Source organism: Desulfosporosinus nitroreducens (assembly GCF_023897015.1).
Taxonomy (GTDB): domain Bacteria; phylum Bacillota; class Desulfitobacteriia; order Desulfitobacteriales; family Desulfitobacteriaceae; genus Desulfosporosinus; species Desulfosporosinus nitroreducens.
The window spans coordinates 83,850-102,284 of sequence record NZ_JAMHFY010000007.1 but is presented as its reverse complement, the minus strand read 5'-3'; the positions used below and the strand labels follow the sequence as shown (position 1 = coordinate 102,284).

The 18,435-nt window shown below is 41.7% G+C and carries 12 protein-coding genes and 1 other annotated feature; of the genes, 8 read left to right on the top strand and 4 right to left on the bottom strand.

The features are described from left to right. Window positions 1–27 precede the first annotated feature (27 nt). Window positions 28–359, top strand: a binding site (T-box leader). Window positions 360–402: 43 nt separating this feature from the next. Further along, window positions 403–1,905, top strand: a complete 1,503-nt coding sequence (locus M8E35_RS10095; RefSeq protein WP_252468742.1) for a 2-isopropylmalate synthase — start codon at window positions 403–405, stop codon at window positions 1,903–1,905. Between the two features lie 99 nt (window positions 1,906–2,004). On the opposite strand, the gene M8E35_RS10090 is transcribed toward M8E35_RS10095, so the two are convergent. Then, a complete protein-coding gene (locus M8E35_RS10090) occupies window positions 2,005–2,436 on the bottom strand; it encodes a bactofilin family protein (RefSeq protein WP_252468741.1) in 432 nt (143 codons plus the stop codon). Window positions 2,437–2,441: 5 nt separating this feature from the next. Then, entirely contained in the window at window positions 2,442–3,350 is a 909-nt protein-coding gene (locus tag M8E35_RS10085; protein ID WP_252468740.1) for a M23 family metallopeptidase, read from the bottom strand. Window positions 3,351–3,784: 434 nt separating this feature from the next. Here M8E35_RS10085 and M8E35_RS10080 point away from each other — a divergent pair, with 434 nt between their 5' ends. From M8E35_RS10080 to M8E35_RS10055, 6 genes are all read left to right on the top strand, one after another. Continuing rightward, the gene (locus M8E35_RS10080; protein ID WP_252468832.1) at window positions 3,785–4,765 is read left to right on the top strand and encodes a (Fe-S)-binding protein; all 981 of its coding nucleotides are present in this window, start codon (window positions 3,785–3,787) and stop codon (window positions 4,763–4,765) included. Continuing rightward, window positions 4,762–5,976, top strand: a complete 1,215-nt coding sequence (locus M8E35_RS10075; protein ID WP_252468739.1) for an LUD domain-containing protein — start codon at window positions 4,762–4,764, stop codon at window positions 5,974–5,976. Before M8E35_RS10080 ends, M8E35_RS10075 begins: the two co-directional genes overlap by 4 nt. Before the next feature lie 391 nt (window positions 5,977–6,367). Then, window positions 6,368–7,489, top strand: a complete 1,122-nt coding sequence (locus M8E35_RS10070) for a BMP family ABC transporter substrate-binding protein (RefSeq protein ID WP_252468738.1) — start codon at window positions 6,368–6,370, stop codon at window positions 7,487–7,489. 150 nt (window positions 7,490–7,639) lie between these two features. Next, window positions 7,640–9,187 (top strand): ABC transporter ATP-binding protein, encoded by a 1,548-nt coding sequence (locus M8E35_RS10065; RefSeq protein ID WP_073032086.1) that lies wholly within the window; start codon window positions 7,640–7,642, stop codon window positions 9,185–9,187. After that, window positions 9,168–10,253: an ABC transporter permease gene (locus M8E35_RS10060; protein WP_252468737.1), complete on the top strand. Its 1,086-nt coding sequence runs from the start codon at window positions 9,168–9,170 to the stop codon at window positions 10,251–10,253. The genes M8E35_RS10065 and M8E35_RS10060 overlap by 20 nt, the downstream gene beginning before the upstream one ends. Further along, a complete protein-coding gene (locus M8E35_RS10055) occupies window positions 10,250–11,182 on the top strand; it encodes an ABC transporter permease (protein WP_252468736.1) in 933 nt (310 codons plus the stop codon). The genes M8E35_RS10060 and M8E35_RS10055 overlap by 4 nt, the downstream gene beginning before the upstream one ends. A gap of 114 nt (window positions 11,183–11,296) precedes the next feature. Here the strand turns inward: M8E35_RS10055 and M8E35_RS10050 are convergent, their stop codons facing one another. Both M8E35_RS10050 and M8E35_RS10045 read right to left on the bottom strand, forming a co-directional pair. Then, entirely contained in the window at window positions 11,297–13,519 is a 2,223-nt protein-coding gene (locus M8E35_RS10050) for an acetyl-CoA hydrolase/transferase C-terminal domain-containing protein (protein ID WP_252468735.1), read from the bottom strand. Between the two features lie 501 nt (window positions 13,520–14,020). After that, complete coding sequence (locus M8E35_RS10045) at window positions 14,021–16,132, bottom strand: LTA synthase family protein (RefSeq protein WP_252468734.1); 2,112 nt, start codon at window positions 16,130–16,132, stop codon at window positions 14,021–14,023. Between the two features lie 544 nt (window positions 16,133–16,676). Between M8E35_RS10045 and M8E35_RS10040 the strand changes: the two genes are divergently transcribed. Then, window positions 16,677–18,416 (top strand): YeiH family protein, encoded by a 1,740-nt coding sequence (locus M8E35_RS10040; RefSeq protein ID WP_252468733.1) that lies wholly within the window; start codon window positions 16,677–16,679, stop codon window positions 18,414–18,416. The last annotated feature ends 19 nt before the right edge of the window (window positions 18,417–18,435 follow it).

Genomic DNA, 18,435 nt, shown 5'->3' with positions numbered 1-18,435 from the left:
TAGTAGTGTAGAATAATAAAAACTGTTAAAATGACGATGAGAGGAAATAGTACAGTCCTTTTTACCGTTTATAGAGAGCTGTCAGGTGGTGAAAGACAGTAATGGTATGGGCTTGGAACTCTTCCTCGAGTAGCCGACCGAAATTGTTTAAAGTAGGCTCGGACGGAGCTTCCGCCGTTAAAAGGAAGGAGATATCGGAACTTCGATGTTTGAAGTTCGGTTTTCGAAGTTCGAACCATAAAGTTATTTTTAGGGTCGAACCACGAACTACGAACCACGATTAACTCCCGTATCTTTAGAGAAGACGGCTATTTGCTGTCAACTTGAGTGGTACCGCGAACTAACCCTTCGTCTCAATCAGAGACGAAGGGTTTATTTTATTTTAAGGAGGAATCACAAAAAATGCGCAGATTATATGTATTCGATACTACCCTCAGAGATGGGGAGCAATCCTTGGGGATTACTCTAAATGTCAAAGAGAAATTGGAAATAGGTCAACAGTTAGTGAAGCTTGGAGTGGATGTCATAGAAGCAGGTTTTCCCGCATCCTCGCCTGGGGACTTAGAATCCGTTCGGACGATTGCTAAGGAACTTAAAGGGGTTATCATCTGCGGGTTAACCAGAGCGGTAGTACAAGACATTGATCTTTGTGCGGAAGCTCTGCGCAAAGCGGAATATCCTCGAATCCATACGGGCATAGGAGTTTCTCCTGTTCATATGGAAAAGAAATTAAAACTCACTCCTGACCAAGTTGTGGAGCAGGCAGTTGCTGCGGTTAAGTACGCAAAAAAATATGTAAGCGATGTTGAGTTCTACGCAGAGGATGCTTTCCGCAGTGACCCAATTTTCTTGGCAAGGGTGATTGAAAATGTAATTTCTGCAGGGGCTACTGTGGTTAATATCCCAGATACCGTAGGTTATGCAAACCCATGGGAATACGGGGAACTGATTCAATCGGTTATTCAAAACGTTATTAATATTGACAAAGCCATCGTGAGTGTTCATTGTCACAATGATTTAGGCATGGCAACCGCCAATTCTTTAGCAGGAATTAAAGCGGGAGCGGGCCAAGTTGAGGGAACGATTAACGGTATCGGCGAAAGGGCAGGAAATACTTCTCTTGAAGAGGTCATTATGTCAATTTACACCCGGCGTGACGGCTACGGGGTAGAGAGCAAAGTCAACACCCGTGAGATATCAGCCACCAGCAGACTGGTTTCCCGTATAACTGGAGTGACAGTCCCAGATCATAAGGCGATTGTTGGAGCCAATGCTTTTAATCATGCATCAGGCATTCATCAAGATGGAGTTCTAAAAGATCGAGAAACTTATGAGATTATTCAACCCGAAACCATCGGAGTGTCGCAAAATTTTATCAGCCTTACAGCAAGATCGGGAAGACATGCCCTCCAACATTGTCTGGAGGAATTGGGATATAAGGTAGAAGGTGCTCAGCTTGATGATGTTTATCAACGGTTCTTGCAGTTAGCGGATCTGAAGAAGGAAGTGTTCGATCAAGACCTTTACGTCCTGATGGGGGATTCAGGAAGCACAGCGAATAGTATTGTTCTAAAGAGTATGTCTATTGCGACAAATGGTATCGAGATGGCTACTGCTACCGTGACCTTGGAAATTGAGGGGAACGTGATGACCGATGCCGCTTGTGGCAATGGTCCTGTGAACGCATTATTTAACACGATTGACAGGATAACAGGAAATAATTCGATCCTTGAAGATTATTATCTCAAATCTGTGACACGAAGCAGTGAAGCGCTGGGAGAAGCCACGGTTAAGCTGCGTCATGGGGATGGTCGTCTTGTAGTGGGAAAAGGTTTTTCTACGGATATCATTGAAGCTAGTGCTAAAGCCTATATTAATGCTCTTGAGAAAAGACCAACGAACTGAGTTAGAAATAGAAGAGGGCAATCGTACCAGAATTACTGGTCGACTGCCCTCATAAGTTCATTAAGATTGTTTTTCAAAAAGATTCAGATCAATTCAGAATCAGGCACGCGTTGAGACCCGTTTCGTTTCCCTTGCTGAGCGAGGCTCCTTACTATTTTCATGAACAATCAAAGGAGGAGTCGTTTCTTCAAATAGTTGACTCAACCCAGTAAATTGAGCACCTTGTTCAACTTTAAACTGACGTGTGCATATATCTCCAAATAAGCGCGCAGTAGAATTTAATTCTAAAAGATCCGCAGTTTTTATGTTTCCGTGTACTTCCCCGGCAATGCTCACAGTATTGGCCTCAATATCAGCCTTCAAATAAGCGCTGTTACCAATTATTAAATCCCCGGTTGCTTGTACACTTCCTTCGACTTTTCCGTCAATCCTAGCATTCCCATTGATGATAATTGATCCGGTTATTTGGCACTCCGAAGCAATTAACGTAACGTCACCATTAGATTGAGAGTTCGAAAGTTTTTTGAACATTTGCTTTAAATCTCCTTTGTTACTTCAGTAAAGGTTAAAGGATCTACATTTCTTTCATTAACAACGGTACCGTAATGAAGATGAGATCCCGTACTTCGACCGGAATTTCCACTGTAAGCAATAACGTCTCGTTTTTTTACATGGTCCCCTTCCTTCACCAGAAGCCGAGAATTATGACCATAAAAGGTTGTTATGCCCTGGCCGTGATCAATGTCTACTCTAAGTCCGAAGATTGAGTTTCTGCCAGCAAAGGTGACAACCCCATCTGCAGTCGCTAAAACAGGGGTGCCATAATCACAGGCGATGTCAATTCCATTATGAAACTCTTTTGACCAACCTCCAAAGGGATTTCGGCGATAACCGTGAGGAGAGGTGATTTCTCCATTTACAGGAAGAAGGCTTGGAGTGTGTTCAAGCTGATCTTTTTGCACGATCGCTGCTTCGTAATAGCGCTGTAAGAGAACTAAATGGTCAGCAACAATTTGAGCATTTTGGTCGGGAGTTTGAACCAGAGGGTTGACAAGAATAAAGTTCGGGGCATGAGGGCTGATACCGCGGCTAAGGGATGTCGATGATGAGGATGGTTGTAATGGCAATATGGTAGAAAGTTTTTCTTCGAGGTCTATTATCCGTTTAAGATCTTCAGTGATTTGAGTGGACTTTTCATTTAGATTGGAGATTTTCTCATCACGTTCTTCAATCGTGGATTCAAGTTGAGTAATGTGGTCTATAGTAGGTTGCAGATGACTTATGTAATGACTTAGATAAAGGGTTCGAGCAAACATACCGGTAATTATCAACCCTATAAGAAGTATTCCTGCACCCAGATACCGCTTGCCGAGTTTAGAAAACTGAAATTGGCGAGTCGTCGACTGATCGGGCGGAATGAATATAATCGTATATTTACCTTTCAATCTCATTCCTCCAGAAAAATATTTGAAAATTCAATTCCTATATTTACAATAAACGTCCTAAATGTGCTTGTCAAGAAATCTGCCGTATTATGGCCAATATCAAGGAATTTGAAATTAAAAAGAGAGTATTGGAGGTTATAGTAAATTTGTACGGTTTCTATCAATTTTTGATCTGACTAATTCCAATAATTCCAGATTGGGAGTTAGCACCTATTAAAGAGGATTAACAGGAATACATAATACAATACACGAATAGGGTTACTTTCATTTGGTTTTTTATTATAATGAAATATGTGAAGCTAGGCTGATTTGGTATTGAAATAATGAAGGCGCGCAGGAGAAAATCGATGCGCGCTTTCTGAATGGAGAAAAATGCCTGTATCAAGAGAATGGGTATTTGAACCATATATTATTGTGGGAGGAAGTGTTTGACTGTGGAAACAAAAATGCCGATGGTGTTGGATGTCATAAGTGAAAATATTATTAAGCATGGCAGTCCGCTGGCTTTAAAAGGTTCTGAAGTTTCTTCGTGGGCTAAGGAGCTTGACTTACCGGCTAAAGGGGAAGTGCTTTTCTATACGGGTGGGGAATATCAAATGCTCCCCTTTATCGACTCGTTGGTTAAAACAATTACTCATCTCGACCAGGGCAGCAAGGTTTTTTCTATGATGATGGGCGCTAGAAATATACTGAATAAGACCGGATTCAGTCCAGAAAAGATGTATGCTTCGGTACTTGCTAAGGACAAGGATAGGTATAATTCGGTTTGTTTTAAAGCCGCCAAGGTGCTTCAAGAACTGGGTTATGAGTTCTGTTACTCAGGAAAAGAGGAACTGTACAGCGGAGCCTTGTTGTATGAATTAGGATACTTACAAGACATGGAGGATTATGTAAAGAGAGTAGTGGAAGTGATTAAAAAAAGCGGTGCTAAAACCATCGTTTGCCTCTCTCCTCATGCCGCAGAAGTCTTTAAGTTTGTTTATCCAAAAATGGTTGAGGGTTTTGACTTTGAAATACGTACGTATGTTGACCTCGTCTGGGAACGGCGAGATAAGTTAGCTAAGCTCCAATCTGCTGAGTCAGTTGTGATACATGATTCTTGCCGCTTGGCTCGAGAATTAGGTATTCATCAAGAACTGAGAGATATTCTGGTCAGCATTGGCGCCGATGTGAAAGAAGCTCCTATGAGCCGTGAATGGACGTCTTGTTGTGGCGGACCCATAAAAATTCTGTTTCCCGAGTTATCCCATGTTATTGGTGAACGCCGTGTGACTGAATTGAAGGAAAGCGGTTCATCACATATTCTGACGTCATGTCCGTATTGCCTCTCAGCCTTAGAGGCTGGACGCATCAAGGGTGACTCAGCCGTAGTTGAAGATTTAATTGAATTCCTATATAGGGGGGTTAAAGCATGACAGTGGATTTGAGAAAGGACTTTGTCAATTATGCCAAGTCCCTTAATGCAGCCAGCGAGGATAAAAACATTCGGACAGCGATTTCAAGGGCGGTTACTTCCTATCGCAATACTGTTACCGAAACTTTAGAACGTTTTCCGCATACCCCGGAACTAGCAGAGGAAGTACAAGAGATTAAGCGGCAGTCTATGGCTAATTTGGACAATCTATTGGAAACGGCAATGGCCTCTGTGGAGCGCAACAAAGGAAAAGCGTTTTATGCTAAGGATCATCAGGCTGCTTTAGATATTGCTCTCGGTATTATTGGCAAGGGTAAAACTGTAGTCAAAGGGAAAAGTATGCTGGGAGAGGAACTCCATCTGCGTGAATACCTGGAGGACAATGGCAACGAGGTCTGGGAGACTGACTTGGGAGAGTTCATACTTCAACTGCGTAAGGAACGTCCAATGCATATCCTTTCCCCCTCCATTCATGTTCCACGAGAGCAGGTGGCTGAGGTCTTTACGAAGTTTTTTGGCAAAGTAGTGCCGCCTGATATTGCCGAAGAAGTGAAGGTAGTAAAAGAATTTCTGCGTGAAAAGTATTTTACTGCGGATATAGGAATCAGTGGTGCCAATGTGGTGGCCGCGGATACCGGCGCTATGGTTATTATTGAAAACGAAGGTAATGTTCGATTGGCAACGGGTGCGCCTCCGGTCCATATTGTTATGGTTGGGGTCGAGAAATTAGTGCCGACGTTCCAGGAAGCTATGAAAGTTGCTGAAGTTACCTGGAGATATGCTCAGTATGGTGTTCCAGGTTACGTTAATATTGTCAGCGGTCCGAGCAAAACGGGCGATATCGAGAAAGTGACAACTTATGGAGCGCATGGCCCTAAGGAATTCTACGTCATCTTCGTAGATAATGGTCGAAATGAAATGGCCCATGAGGAAAAGTTCAGTCAGGCTTTGCATTGTCTGCGTTGCGGTGGATGTATGTATGAGTGCCCTGTGTTCCAAGTAACTGCAGGTCATTTTGGTCATACTTATATGGGCGGCATAGGTGCAATCTGGACAGCATTTGTGTCCGGAGGCATGGAGAAAGCAGCTCCGCTCGTTTACTCTTGCTTGCGTTGTGGCAGATGTGTAGAGCGCTGTCCGATGAGTATCAATGTTCCTGCTATGATTGGAGAACTTCGAGAGCGCGTTATTTACGGTAAATTAGAAGGATAAAACTAAAAAAGCCAGTTTCTAAAAACATTTGCGGATAAATCTGCAAATGTTTTTTTTGTAAGAATTGAATTTAACGGAAAACTAATAGCTAAATTTTTTTGAAAATTCATTAATATTTATAAAATATATGGCAATAGTTATCTCGGAATTTCTGAGTACCGAGAAAAGATAATAATAGTAAATGAAGAAAATCCTACATACACAAGAAATCATTGTAATTTATAATTGCAGGTAATATAATAGAGCTAGTACTGAGTAATTTAGCAACGAAGCTTTCTAGAGGTGATTATCTTATCTCTGGGAAGCTTTTCTTGTAAAAGAAATGGGGGGTGAATAACAGACAAATTTATTTAGTGGTGGGAATAGAGAAAGAAAAAGGAGGAAAATTGAGATGAATTTAAAACGAAGAAGTGCAATTTTAGTCGCCTTATTGGTTTCGCTGCTTTTGGTTATTTCCGGTTGCGGTGCCAAGACCCCAGCAACTTCAACTCCAGCGCCGGCTGACGCTGCTAAGGAGAAACTCAAGGTTGCGTTTGTGTATGTTGGACCAGTAGGGGATGCAGGTTGGAGTTTTGCTCATGACCAAGGTCGCAAATACTTAGTAGAAAAATTACCACAAGTGGAGACAACGATTATGGAATCAGTTCCTGAGGGAGCGGATTCTGAGCGCGTTATTACTCAACTCGCTGAAAAGGGTAACAAAATCATCTTTACAACCAGCTTTGGCTATATGGATCCGACCATTAATGTGGCAAAAAAATACCCTGAGGTTACCTTTATGCACAATTCAGGTTACAAAACCGCAGATAATGTAGGGACCTATTTCGGTCGTATTTACCAAGCTCGTTATCTGACAGGTATTACGGCTGGTAAAACTACGAAAAGCAACACTATTGGCTACGTAGCAGCCATGCCTATCCCAGAGGTTATCCGGGGCATTAACGCCTTTACTCAAGGGGTACGCTCTGTTAATCCCGCTGCCAAAGTAAAGGTAGTTTGGACTAATACTTGGTATGATCCTGCTAAAGAAAAAGATGCTGCCAAGAGCCTCCTGACGGCTGGAGCAGATGTCATTGCTCAACACCAGGATACTCCTGGACCTATGCAAGCGGCAGAAGAAGCAGGTAAATATGGTATCGGTTATAATATGGATATGTCCAATATGGCACCAAAAGCAGTGTTGACATCTGCAGTTTGGAATTGGGGTCCTTACTATGTGCAAACTGTGGAATCAGTTATTAATAAGACTTGGAAAAACGATCAATACTGGGGTCCTATGAGCGATGGTATTGTTGATATTGCTCCTTTCGGTCCTATGGTGACCGATGACACTAAGAAACTTGTAGCAGATGCTAAAGATAAAATTGTGAGCAAAAAATGGGATGTCTTTACCGGCCCTATTAAGGATCAAACGGGAGCTGTTAAAGTCCCAGAAGGTCAAGTAATGGCTGACAAAGATATGCTTTCAATGGACTGGTTTGTTGAAGGTGTAGACGGAACAATCCCCAAATAAAATCCGGATATAAATAATTTGTCCATCTTTATGGCAGAGATTATGCTTAGAAGGGTGTTTAATTAACCTTAAAAGCATAATCTCCCATAATTTCGCAGCCTCCTTTTTAAGGTTTCGCCGGAAATTGTTTGTGAATTGAGGGGAACAGAGATGAACCAATCCTTAATCCAATTAAAGGGAATCGTGAAAAAGTTCCCAGGTGTACTGGCGAATGACCATGTAGACCTTGATATTAACCCTGGAGAAATACATGCCATATTGGGAGAGAACGGATCAGGGAAAAGTACTTTAATGTCCGTACTGGCTGGGCTTTACAAGCCAGATGCCGGCAAAATTCTGCTAAACGGGGTTGAACAAAAATTTCGTTCCCCTAGGGATGCCATAGCTTGCGGTATCGGTATGGTCCATCAACACTTTAAATTAGTCGAGCCCTTTACTGTAGCCGAAAATATTACATTAGGTGAAAAGGGAAATTCCTTTTTTTTAGCGAACAAGGAACTTAAAGCCAAGATTAATGAGCTTGGAAAGAAATATGGTCTGGAGATCAATTTGAATGCCAAGGTTTGGCAACTTTCGGTCGGAGAAAAACAGCGCGTGGAGATTGTCCGTATGCTCTACCGCGGTTCTAAAGTATTGATATTGGATGAACCCACGGCGGTATTGACTCCTCAAGAAGCCGGCGAACTGTTTGAAAATTTACGCAGAATGGCCTCCGCAGGATGTGCCATTGTTCTTATTACACATAAGCTTAATGAAGTTGAGGCGATTGCAGATCGAGTTACCGTGTTGCGACAGGGAAAGTTAGCTGGCGTACTTGAACATGACCAAATTAATGCCAAAGAAATGGTCCGCTTAATGGTTGGCAGAGCTGTGGCCTCAAAGTATGAGAGAGACTCTTCTCCTGTGGGTGGGGTCGTACTGGAACTGGATAAGGTAAATGCCTTCAATGACATGGGTCTGCCTTGCTTGCGTAACATGACCCTTTGTGTACGGGAAGGAGAAATACTCGGGCTAGCCGGCGTATCGGGCAACGGACAACGAGAGATGGCGGAAGTCATCGCAGGCTTGCGCCAGGTCGAGAGCGGGAAAGTTCTTTTAAACAACGGGAATATAAGCAACCTCTCCCCCCGCACTATCATTGACCTAGGGGTTGCTTATGTACCTGAAGATCGCTTAGGTATGGGACTTGTACCTGAACTAAATGCCCTGGAAAACCTTATTCTAAAAAATTATCATCAGCCGGAGTACTCAGGGCGATGGTTGTTGAAATCCCAAGCGGTAGCGCATAATGCCGAGACTTTAGTAAAACAGTATCAGGTTAAAATATCCAGCTTGCATCAGCCTATTAAAGTGCTGTCAGGGGGGAACTTGCAGAAGCTGTTATTGGCTAGAGAGATTTCTAGTTCACCCAAATTAATGGTAGTTATTTATCCTGCAAGGGGATTGGATATCGGAGCCACTGAAGCGGTCCATAAATTACTTTTGGAATTAAAGAAACAAAAGACGGCAATCCTGCTGATCTCAGAGGACCTTGACGAGATATTTAAATTAGCAGACCGGGTAGGGGTAGTATTCGACGGTCAGCTAACAGGAGATTTTCCGGTTGAACAAGCTAACTTAGAAGAGGTAGGACTCTTAATGACAGGTTCCAGCTTAGCCAAAGAAAGGATGAATGACAATGAACCGGCTCACCTTTAAACTGGAAAAGCGCTTAACTCCGTCGCCGGTGATGGTTTTTATCATCCCTTTAATATCCGTACTGTTGGCTCTGTTATTAGGAGGGATTTTCTTAGTCCTTACCGGAGAAAATCCACTGACAGTGTATTCGCTTATGTTGGTTGACAGTTTGGGTTCGAAATATGGACTCACCGAGACCATGGTTAAGGCTATTCCACTGATGTTAACCTCATTAGGGGTTTCGTTGGCTTTTAAGATGAAGTTGTGGAACATTGGTGCTGAAGGGCAACTCTACATGGGGGCTATGGCGGCAACCTGGTTGCCCTTAACCTTTCCCGCTCTGCCAGTTTACCTCATGCTCCCGGGAATGATTATCCTTGGAATGATTGCAGGGGGACTTTGGGCACTTTTGACGGCTATTCCGAGAGCGATTTGGAAGGTTAATGAAATTATTACAACCTTAATGCTCAATTACGTGGCGATCCTCTGGGTGGACTTTTTGGTCTATGGCCCCTGGAGAGATCCCGAGGGATCAAATTTCCCCATAACTGCATCTTTTGCGGAGGCTGCCAGGTTGCCTGGTCTGGGTGATTCCCGTGTTCATACGGGTTTGTTCTTCGCTTTAGCCTTGGCCGTTATCCTAGCCATTGTTTTTAAGTATTCCCGCTGGGGATACAGCATTAACGTAATTGGTTCAAGTGAACGAGCGGCGCGTTACGCAGGCATGAATATCAAACGAAATATTTTATTGGTGATGTTCCTAAGCGGGGCAATTTCAGGGTTGGCAGGTATGGCTGAAGTTAGCGGCATTATTGGTAAGCTGCAACATGGAATCAGCCCGGGCTACGGGTATACGGCTATTATTGTCGCTTGGCTCAGCAAGCTTAACCCCTTGGCTATCCTTATAGTCTCGGTCTTGTTTGGGGCGTTGCAGGTGGGAGGATACGCAGTCCAGGTAGAAGGTGTGCCTGCCGCTGTAGCTACGATGTTACAGGGGGCGATACTCTTCTTTGTCCTTGGAGGAGAAGTCCTTACTAACTACCGGTTGAAACTGGTGAGCCAGAAAGGAGAGGAATTAAGCAAGTGAGCATCCAAGAATTCTTGATCCCTTTATTGGCAGCTTCAGTGATTGCCGGTACACCGATTCTCTATGCGGCCCTGGGTGAACTAATTACTGAAAGAGCAGGAATCATCAACCTCGGAGTTGAAGGTATTATGCTGATCGGTGCAGTTTCAGGGTTTATGATGGCAGTAACCACAGGCAGCCCTTGGCTCGGTTTGTTAGCTTCCATGCTGGCTGGCGGAGCAGTGGCCTTAATTCATGCCTTCCTAACCATTACACTTCGGGCTAATCAAGTCGTAAGCGGTTTAGCGCTAACTATTTTTGGTACGGGGCTAAGCGGTTACCTTGGTAAGGCTTATATTGGAATTCCTGTTGAGAAGCCATTTGGTGTTATCCCCCTGGGTCCCTTGGCAGATATACCCTACATAGGCCCCATTTTCTTTCAACATGATGCGTTAGTGTACATCAGCTATGTGTTGGTTGTTATAATATGGTATTTTATGTTTCGTACTAGACCTGGCTTAAATCTCAGAGCTTTGGGAGAAAATCCGGCAGCTATGGATGCCCTTGGTTTAAACGTCTTTTATCTGAGATATATCTATGTAATGGCAGGTGGAGCCTTAGGCGGTATAGGAGGAGCATACTTATCCTTAGCCTATGCCCCAAGTTGGTTGGAAAACATGACGGCGGGCCGAGGATGGATAGCGGTAGCTCTCGTGATTTTTGCCTTGTGGAATCCATGGCGGGCCTTAATGGGTGCCTACCTTTTTGGGGGGATTGATGCCCTTGGTTTCCGTCTGCAAGTTCTGGGCTATCAAATATCGCCCTTTTTCTTACAAATGTTGCCTTATTTGTTCACAGTTATAATCCTGGTTTTTGTGGTAGCCCGTCAAAAAGGACGTCTAACCGCGCCTGGGGCGTTGGGTCTGTCGTATGACCGAGAGGAGAGGTAGCCCCTCAACTTAAAGGTATAAAATTACCCTAAATAAGGAAACACGTCTATGAGGATAGTTTTAGCCATCTCATAGACGTGTTTATATTTTTAATCAATAAAGGCTTACCAAAACTTAGCCTTTTACTTGAGTCGAAAGATTTATGGGACGTGGAGCAGAAGACGGAATTACATTGGCATTCCTAAGTGCGAAAACAACAATCTTTCTCATGATTTTCTCATTAATCGAAGAAGGGTGGGCAAGTTTCATTCTGTCCAAGTAGTGCTGAACTGATTTTGGAGTAGGTCTGAAAAGTTCTGCCAACATTCCTTTTGCTAATTTGAGTCGATTTCCCTTGGCGAGCCCCTTCATGCCTTTCAAGGCACCAGCCAGAGTGATATCAATTTCTGTTAAATCTGTTCCAAACGGGAATTGTGGAAAGAGCCCATGCGACTGATAGGGTTTAAGCAGGGCATGTATCTTTTGTGGTGTATTATTTCTATACTCCTCAGGAACTTCATAATCCAGGGGGAGCTTTCCTGCCTTTTTCGCTTGCGCTACGAGCTGTTTCTGAAACCTAGAATCAGCAATATTGATCATTTCGGCAATAACCTGCTTTTCCGGTTTACTGCGAATGTCAGCTATCCCATACTCTGTAACTACAATATCTCTCATATGTTTAGGGATTGAACAATGACCGTAACTAAAGACTATATTTGATTTAAGGTTCTTACCGGAACCTTTTGTGCTTTTGATCATGATAATGATCCTGGCATCAGGCAGGACATGGCCCATCGCTACAAAGTTATATTGCCCGCCGATTCCACTGACAACTTGACCATTCTCAAGTTGATCTGAAGCGATTGCTCCAAAAACGCTGCCGACCATGCCGGTATTTATAAATCGGGCATCCTTCCGTTGCAGGGTACGCAGTTCTTCTCCGCCATAAAGCTGATTGACCTTCTCGACAGCTGACATGGCAAAGAGCTGTCTTTCTTCCTCGCTCATATCATTGAGGGCTTGATAAAATGCTTTTGGACCTAAAAAGAATGCCCCCAGTATCACGGTACCCTTGAGGAGTTCCTTCCCAAGCAGTTTTCGAATCTCAAGTCTGTTTTTCTCCTCATTCATATCGGCAGAGTAGCGGGTCTCTCCGTCGATAATTGCATAGTTTTCATAAGAAAGGCCCTGTTTAAGGATTCCGAATTCCGTGAGAAAAGCAAAGTCCTTGGCCTTAAGTTTTCTATGCAAGGCTTTTATCTCGATGAGTTGGTCGATAATATCAGGAGGTATGTTATCGGCCGCAAGCCTTCCCGCGTTGATCAATTTCATAAGCGGGATGCTCTCAAAGACTTTCCTTTTCAGAATCTTACTTTTATACATCTGCATAAAGGCATCAACAAACATTTCAGATGAGCCGTAAAGCCCCTTTTCGAAAGTGCCTGTATCTCCCCAGCGTGTGATCAGTTCTTTATATCGTTTTTTTATGCCAGCTTTCTCCAGGATTTCCTGATATAAAGCATTATGTTCATTGCGCATAATAAGTCCTGAAACAATGGCATCCCCTAGGGCTCCAATGCCCACTTGAATGGTACCGCCATCTTTGATTAAAGGGCTGACATTGATAGCGATCATATGATCTGCCAGGGCGACCGAATCTTTAGGTGCACAGAAAAGTTCGTAGTCGAATTGTGGACCCTGAAGAATCATATCATAGGTTTCGGCCTCTACAACGGCATCTCCATACATAAAAGGCATTTTTTTGTTTGCTTCTCCGACGATCACTATTTTTTGACCATTGGCTCTCATTTCACTCATTAAACGAACGGTTTCAAGACAGATATCAGGGTTACAGGCCATAGAATACATAGTTTTGCCATTGATTTCTTTGTAACCTATAAGTTCACCAAAAACGTTTGTGCCTAGGGCTAAAGCATCTCTAACAACATGTGTATAGTGTGAAGACAAATGATGCTGTTGGGCTACGGGATTATTGAGGTAAGTACCTGCTTTAGAGTAAAATTCGAAGACTTGCACATTTTTTGGAAGGGTACCTGCCCTAAAATCAATCATATATTCAAATTCCGGAACACCTGCAAAAACTCTGTCTACAATCGGTTGCATTAGGCGCCGTTCAAGTTCAGAGTTGCCTTTAGGTATCTCCAGAGAAAGAGCAGTAATAATTTTTAGTTTAATTTCGGGGTCCTTTTTTGCTCGTGAGTAAAGTTCATTGATAAAATGAACTGGCTTCCCTAGGGCAAGAGTCATAGCATATCTAATATCCTTCCCTATGTAGTTAATAACTTCATCGACACACTTTTTCGCATCGTCATAGATCATTCCCGAGTTTTCTTTCATTTGAATAGTCACCCACCATTTCAACAAATTACAGAAAATGAGAGCATCTTTAGACCGATTGTTATTTACTCGATGAGCCACATTGTTGTAAATAATACTCTTAATCTAACTTCAGCTAACTGTCCTCCAATCCACATCCAAATAATTGCTACTTTAATAAGCCCATCCGTAAATAATTAACAAAAAATTAAATAATTTACCTGAATGATAATTCATTCAGGTAAATTTTATCATATTTCCCTATAGAATGTAATAGGATTATTCTAAATTGTTTATAAATTTATATTATTCCTATTACTTAATTTGTTGAATAATAAAAAGCTATTATTGATAGACGGAGAGAAACAAAATCATGATTAAACCAAATATTATGAAAATTATGAGTATAAGAATGACGTAAAAAAAGAAAGTGTTTTTGTGAATGAAGCAACTCCCTCAGAAATATCCAATTCGCCTCTGAGGGAGTTGCTTCATCAAAAAGGTTAAAAGCCTTGTGTCAGATCAAATATTACTAAAGCTGTCAAGCTTAAAGGTATTGGATTCTGAGATGACATTTCCCATACTGTCCGTCAACTTAATCTGAATATCTAGAGCTCCAGATTTATTATTCAAGCGCTTAGGAAGACTGGCTGTTATATAGGTGGGATTTTCAAAATCGGTTTGAACGAGTTGTCCGTTTATATAGACTTTGTGGTCAAATAAGAAGTTTTCCCCCGTTATCTCAATAACTGACGTATTAGGAGGGGAGGCATTGACAATGAGCGCCCGCCCGTCCCCTACAATATAATCACTGTTCACTTGAGGTTTGTGATCCGGTTTTATGAGGTAAGCGTACTCGTTGCCAAAGAGAATATCATATTGAAGCAACTGGTACTGACTAATTTCCTTTTGAGAAATATCCTCTCTCTGCAAATGATGCTCACTGATTACGACACTGGAACCGTTTTGAATAAGGGAGTGCAGGAAGTCTGTCGTCGGACTTCCTGGTTTCTTGGCACGTTCGAGGATATATGAACTTAGAAAGTTTGAGGATATACGAAGTTCCTCCTTGTCGTTTGAAAAGTTATCCCAGACGACAAAGGGGACACTGTACATATTTAAGTAATCTTGGTAATTGAGTTCATCTTGAAAGAAATTTGCTTCTTGATAAACGTCAAAGTTTGTCCCAAGCATAGGTAAATGATCCCCGAAAAAAACTGCGATTGAGGGTTCGCTCAACTGCTCTAACCCTTCAATTAATAGCTTAAGGGATTGATCAACATCGGAAATAATCTGAGTATAGTTTTCTAAAATTGCTCTTGACGATGGACTTATATCTCCGCTTACTTTAACCGAGTTTTCTGGGGTTTCTTCGGCAGAGTAAGGCCCATGAGCCTGCATAGAAACAGCATAAACAAAATCTGGCTTTTCCGTTTTCTTCATTTCTGAGAGAATTCTCTGAGAAAGCTCAGTGTCACGGATATATGGGCCATTGTATTCCGGCTGATCAAAGAATTCTTTGCTAATAAACTTATCAAATGCTAAGTTCTTATAAACATTGTTTCGACCATAAAACCAGTTATCATAGGTGTGAATAGCTGTCGTCTCATACCCTTGTTTCTTTAAAACGGCAGGTAAAGCGTCTATAGGTTTACGGAGATATTCAACATAAGGAACTACGCCTTTTGGAAGAAATTGAGTTGATAATCCCGTTAATACTTCAAATTCGGTGTTAGCTGTGCCTCCTCCATACACTGGAGAAAGCATCACTCCGCTGGTTTGATCCTTTTGCAAAGAACGAAAGTAGGGAATGGGGTCTTCGCTAAATGAGACTTCCTTCAAAAGAGTAGGATCCCAAAAGGCTTCACTCATCACGAAAATAATGTTTGGCTTAAAGTTAGGATCGACAATATAAGATGGCGTTGTATTACTAATAATCTCTTTCACTAGTTCCTGTTCGTAATTGTCTGGTTTATCAACCGATAGATAGGTTGTATTGAGGATGAAGCCGAGCAACATGCCATTTTCCTCGTAGTTTAGTTTTTGGCTCCAGTTAATCTGCTGAAGCGAAAAGGTTTTCTCCAAGGATATGACTCCTGAATAAAAGGAAATAAGTAAGGCTAAGGATATCGCAAAAGGAGCTAATTTTCCCCTCCAATTGAAAACTTCTTTAGGTATCACTTGAACTGAAAGCAAAAGAGAGATTGTGATAACACTTATGTATAGAAGTGGAATGAGTTCAGGAGTACCACTAAACTCTTTAGCTATAATCAGGGCATCTTTGCCCAGGATGAGGTCCCAGGGAAGAAGGGGCTCACCCCTCCAAATTAATTTTTGTCTGCTTATAAGGCCTATGAGGGAGAAAAAAGATAGAAATAAGACTCCCATAGAGATATAGATTTTCCGTTTAAAGACATAAAAAAAGTTAATAACTCCAAACATTAAGACATAGCTAAGTAAGAACTGTTTTGAGTATTGTGCAATCCAAGAAAGTGTACTTGAAATACCACCTCTATATACGGTCTCTAAGGAAAATAGCATAAACAAGGGCAGACAAGTAATTAAGCTGAGATTAAGTAATCCGTTATAAAATTTGAAGTTAGTAACATTACTCGAAATCTTTGGAAGAAACATGTGCCCCCCTATTGATAAATTTTATCTTCCATTTCCTGAGAAGTACAACTATATATAGTATAACAAGCTAATGAGTTTAATAGATGGTTAGATTGTTAAGAAATTGTTAAGATTACGATAGCTTAACTTGGCGTCAGCGTACGAAAATAGAAGCATTCGTTGACAAAACCGTGACATAATGTCACGACATAATGTCACGGTGACATTATGTCACGGATAAAGTCATTAAAAACAAGAATGTTCAAAATAATTGATATAGAATAATCTGTGCTGAAGGAACATAAATATAATTTTAAACTTACTCTTTTTTGTATAATAAATGGATTATGTTCCATTTTATGTTTAGAAGATAGTTTCAAGAACAACTATAGAAATAACTAATCCTTACTATGTAAAATTGGTATAGAACTTGCATTAAGAATATGTGAAAGAGATAACAATCAATATTGGAGACTGTGCATGAAGAAGGAGGTGTGGTTTAACTATCTAGAAAAATTCAGAAGATCTAAAAAAGAGTAAAAATCTAAATTTTGGGAGGTAAAAAATGTCTAATCCTACGAACCCTAAAAGTAAATATTCTTTCTTATTGAAGTTTGAAGATTACTGGGCAATTTGGCTTGGAGCTATTATTCTTATCTTAAGTATGTTCCTGTTTTTCGCTAATCCCCCCGCAAATATGGATAAAATAATTGCGGATAGCAATGCTACGATGCAGGCTGAAGCGGAAAAAGCACCATTTAAAACTATCGCCTGGCTTGAGGCAAATGATGCAAAAGCTGGTTTAAAGGGAACCAGTGCTCCTCTGGCTAAATCAGTATCTAAATATTTTACTGTCCCGGGATCATGGAGCGATAATCCGATGAAATCATTTTTCCTAAGTGAGAGTGATGCAAAAGCAAAAAGTGCAGCATCTGCGGAAAAATATGAAAAGGCAAAAGTAGCGACAACCGAGGCGAAGGCTGCAGCGGTTCTAGCAGAAAAAGCAGCCTCGGAGGCAAGTTTTCAGGATACAGAGTTAAACAAAGAAGCAAAAACGAAAATTGCTGCATGGCAAAAGGCCAAAGCAGACGCAGCAAAAGCTAAGTCTGCGGCAGAAACGAAACCTTATAATCATTTTACTACTATGATTCCATTAATGATTGTTTTGGCTCTCTTATTTGGCATAGGAAAACATTTTATGGGAGAATCAGCGAAAAAATTCTTAGTTGCTTTCCCTGTTGTATTTATCGTTGCGGCTCTGTCCTTCTTCTTAGGCGGTCACGAATTTGCTAAGGCTTGGGGACTGGAATACGTAATGTGGGCTATTATCCTTGGTTTTTTAGTAAGTAACACCATCGGTACACCAAAGTGGATTATGCCGGCTGTGCAAACTGAATACTATATAAAAACAGGCTTGGTACTCCTTGGAGCAACCATCTTGATCAATAAAATGATGATTATCGGTATCCCTGGAGTGTTTGTAACTTGGATAGTAACCCCAGTTGTTTTAATCACTACCTTCTGGTTCGGACAAAAAATTCTTAAAATCGAATCGCCCACTTTAAACATGGTTATTTCCGCAGATATGTCTGTAAGTGGTGTTTCAGCTGCTATTTCAGCCGCTGCCGCTTGTAGGGCGAAAAAGGAAGAACTTACTCTTGCAGTTGGTATCTCTATTACGTTTACAGCCATAATGATGGTTGTAATGCCATTGATGATTAAGGCACTAGGTCTGAACCCGGTGCTTGGCGGTGCTTGGATCGGCGGAACGGTTGACTCCACCGGAGCAGTTGTGGCAGCCGGTGAAATCCTTGGACCTGTCGCCAGAGACGTGGCTGCGACTATTAAAATGATCCAAAATATTATGATCGGTTTAATGGCTTTTTGTATTGCTGCCTATTGGGCATTAAAGGTTGATGTTGACAAATCCAAAGCAGATTTGAAAGTCTCAAGTGCAATGCGTGAGATTTGGAATCGGTTTCCTAAGTTTGTCCTTGGTTTCCTTGGAGCGTCCATAGTTTTCACTCTCATTTATGCAGGAATGGGTTCAGACAGCTCAAAAGTGCTTATTGATAATGGTACCAGCAGCTTTTTGGGTAGTCTTCAGAAGTGGTTCTTTGCTTTAGCGTTTGCTAGTATTGGTTTATCGACAAATTTCCGTGAACTAGGCAAGTATTTTAAAGGTGGAAAACCGGCAATACTTTATGTATGCGGTCAGTCCTTTAATATTGCGTTGACCTTTACGATGGCGTATATTATGTTCATGAAAGTTTTCCCTCAAATTACGGAAAAATTGATGCAGTAACGAGCATAGATCGTATGCT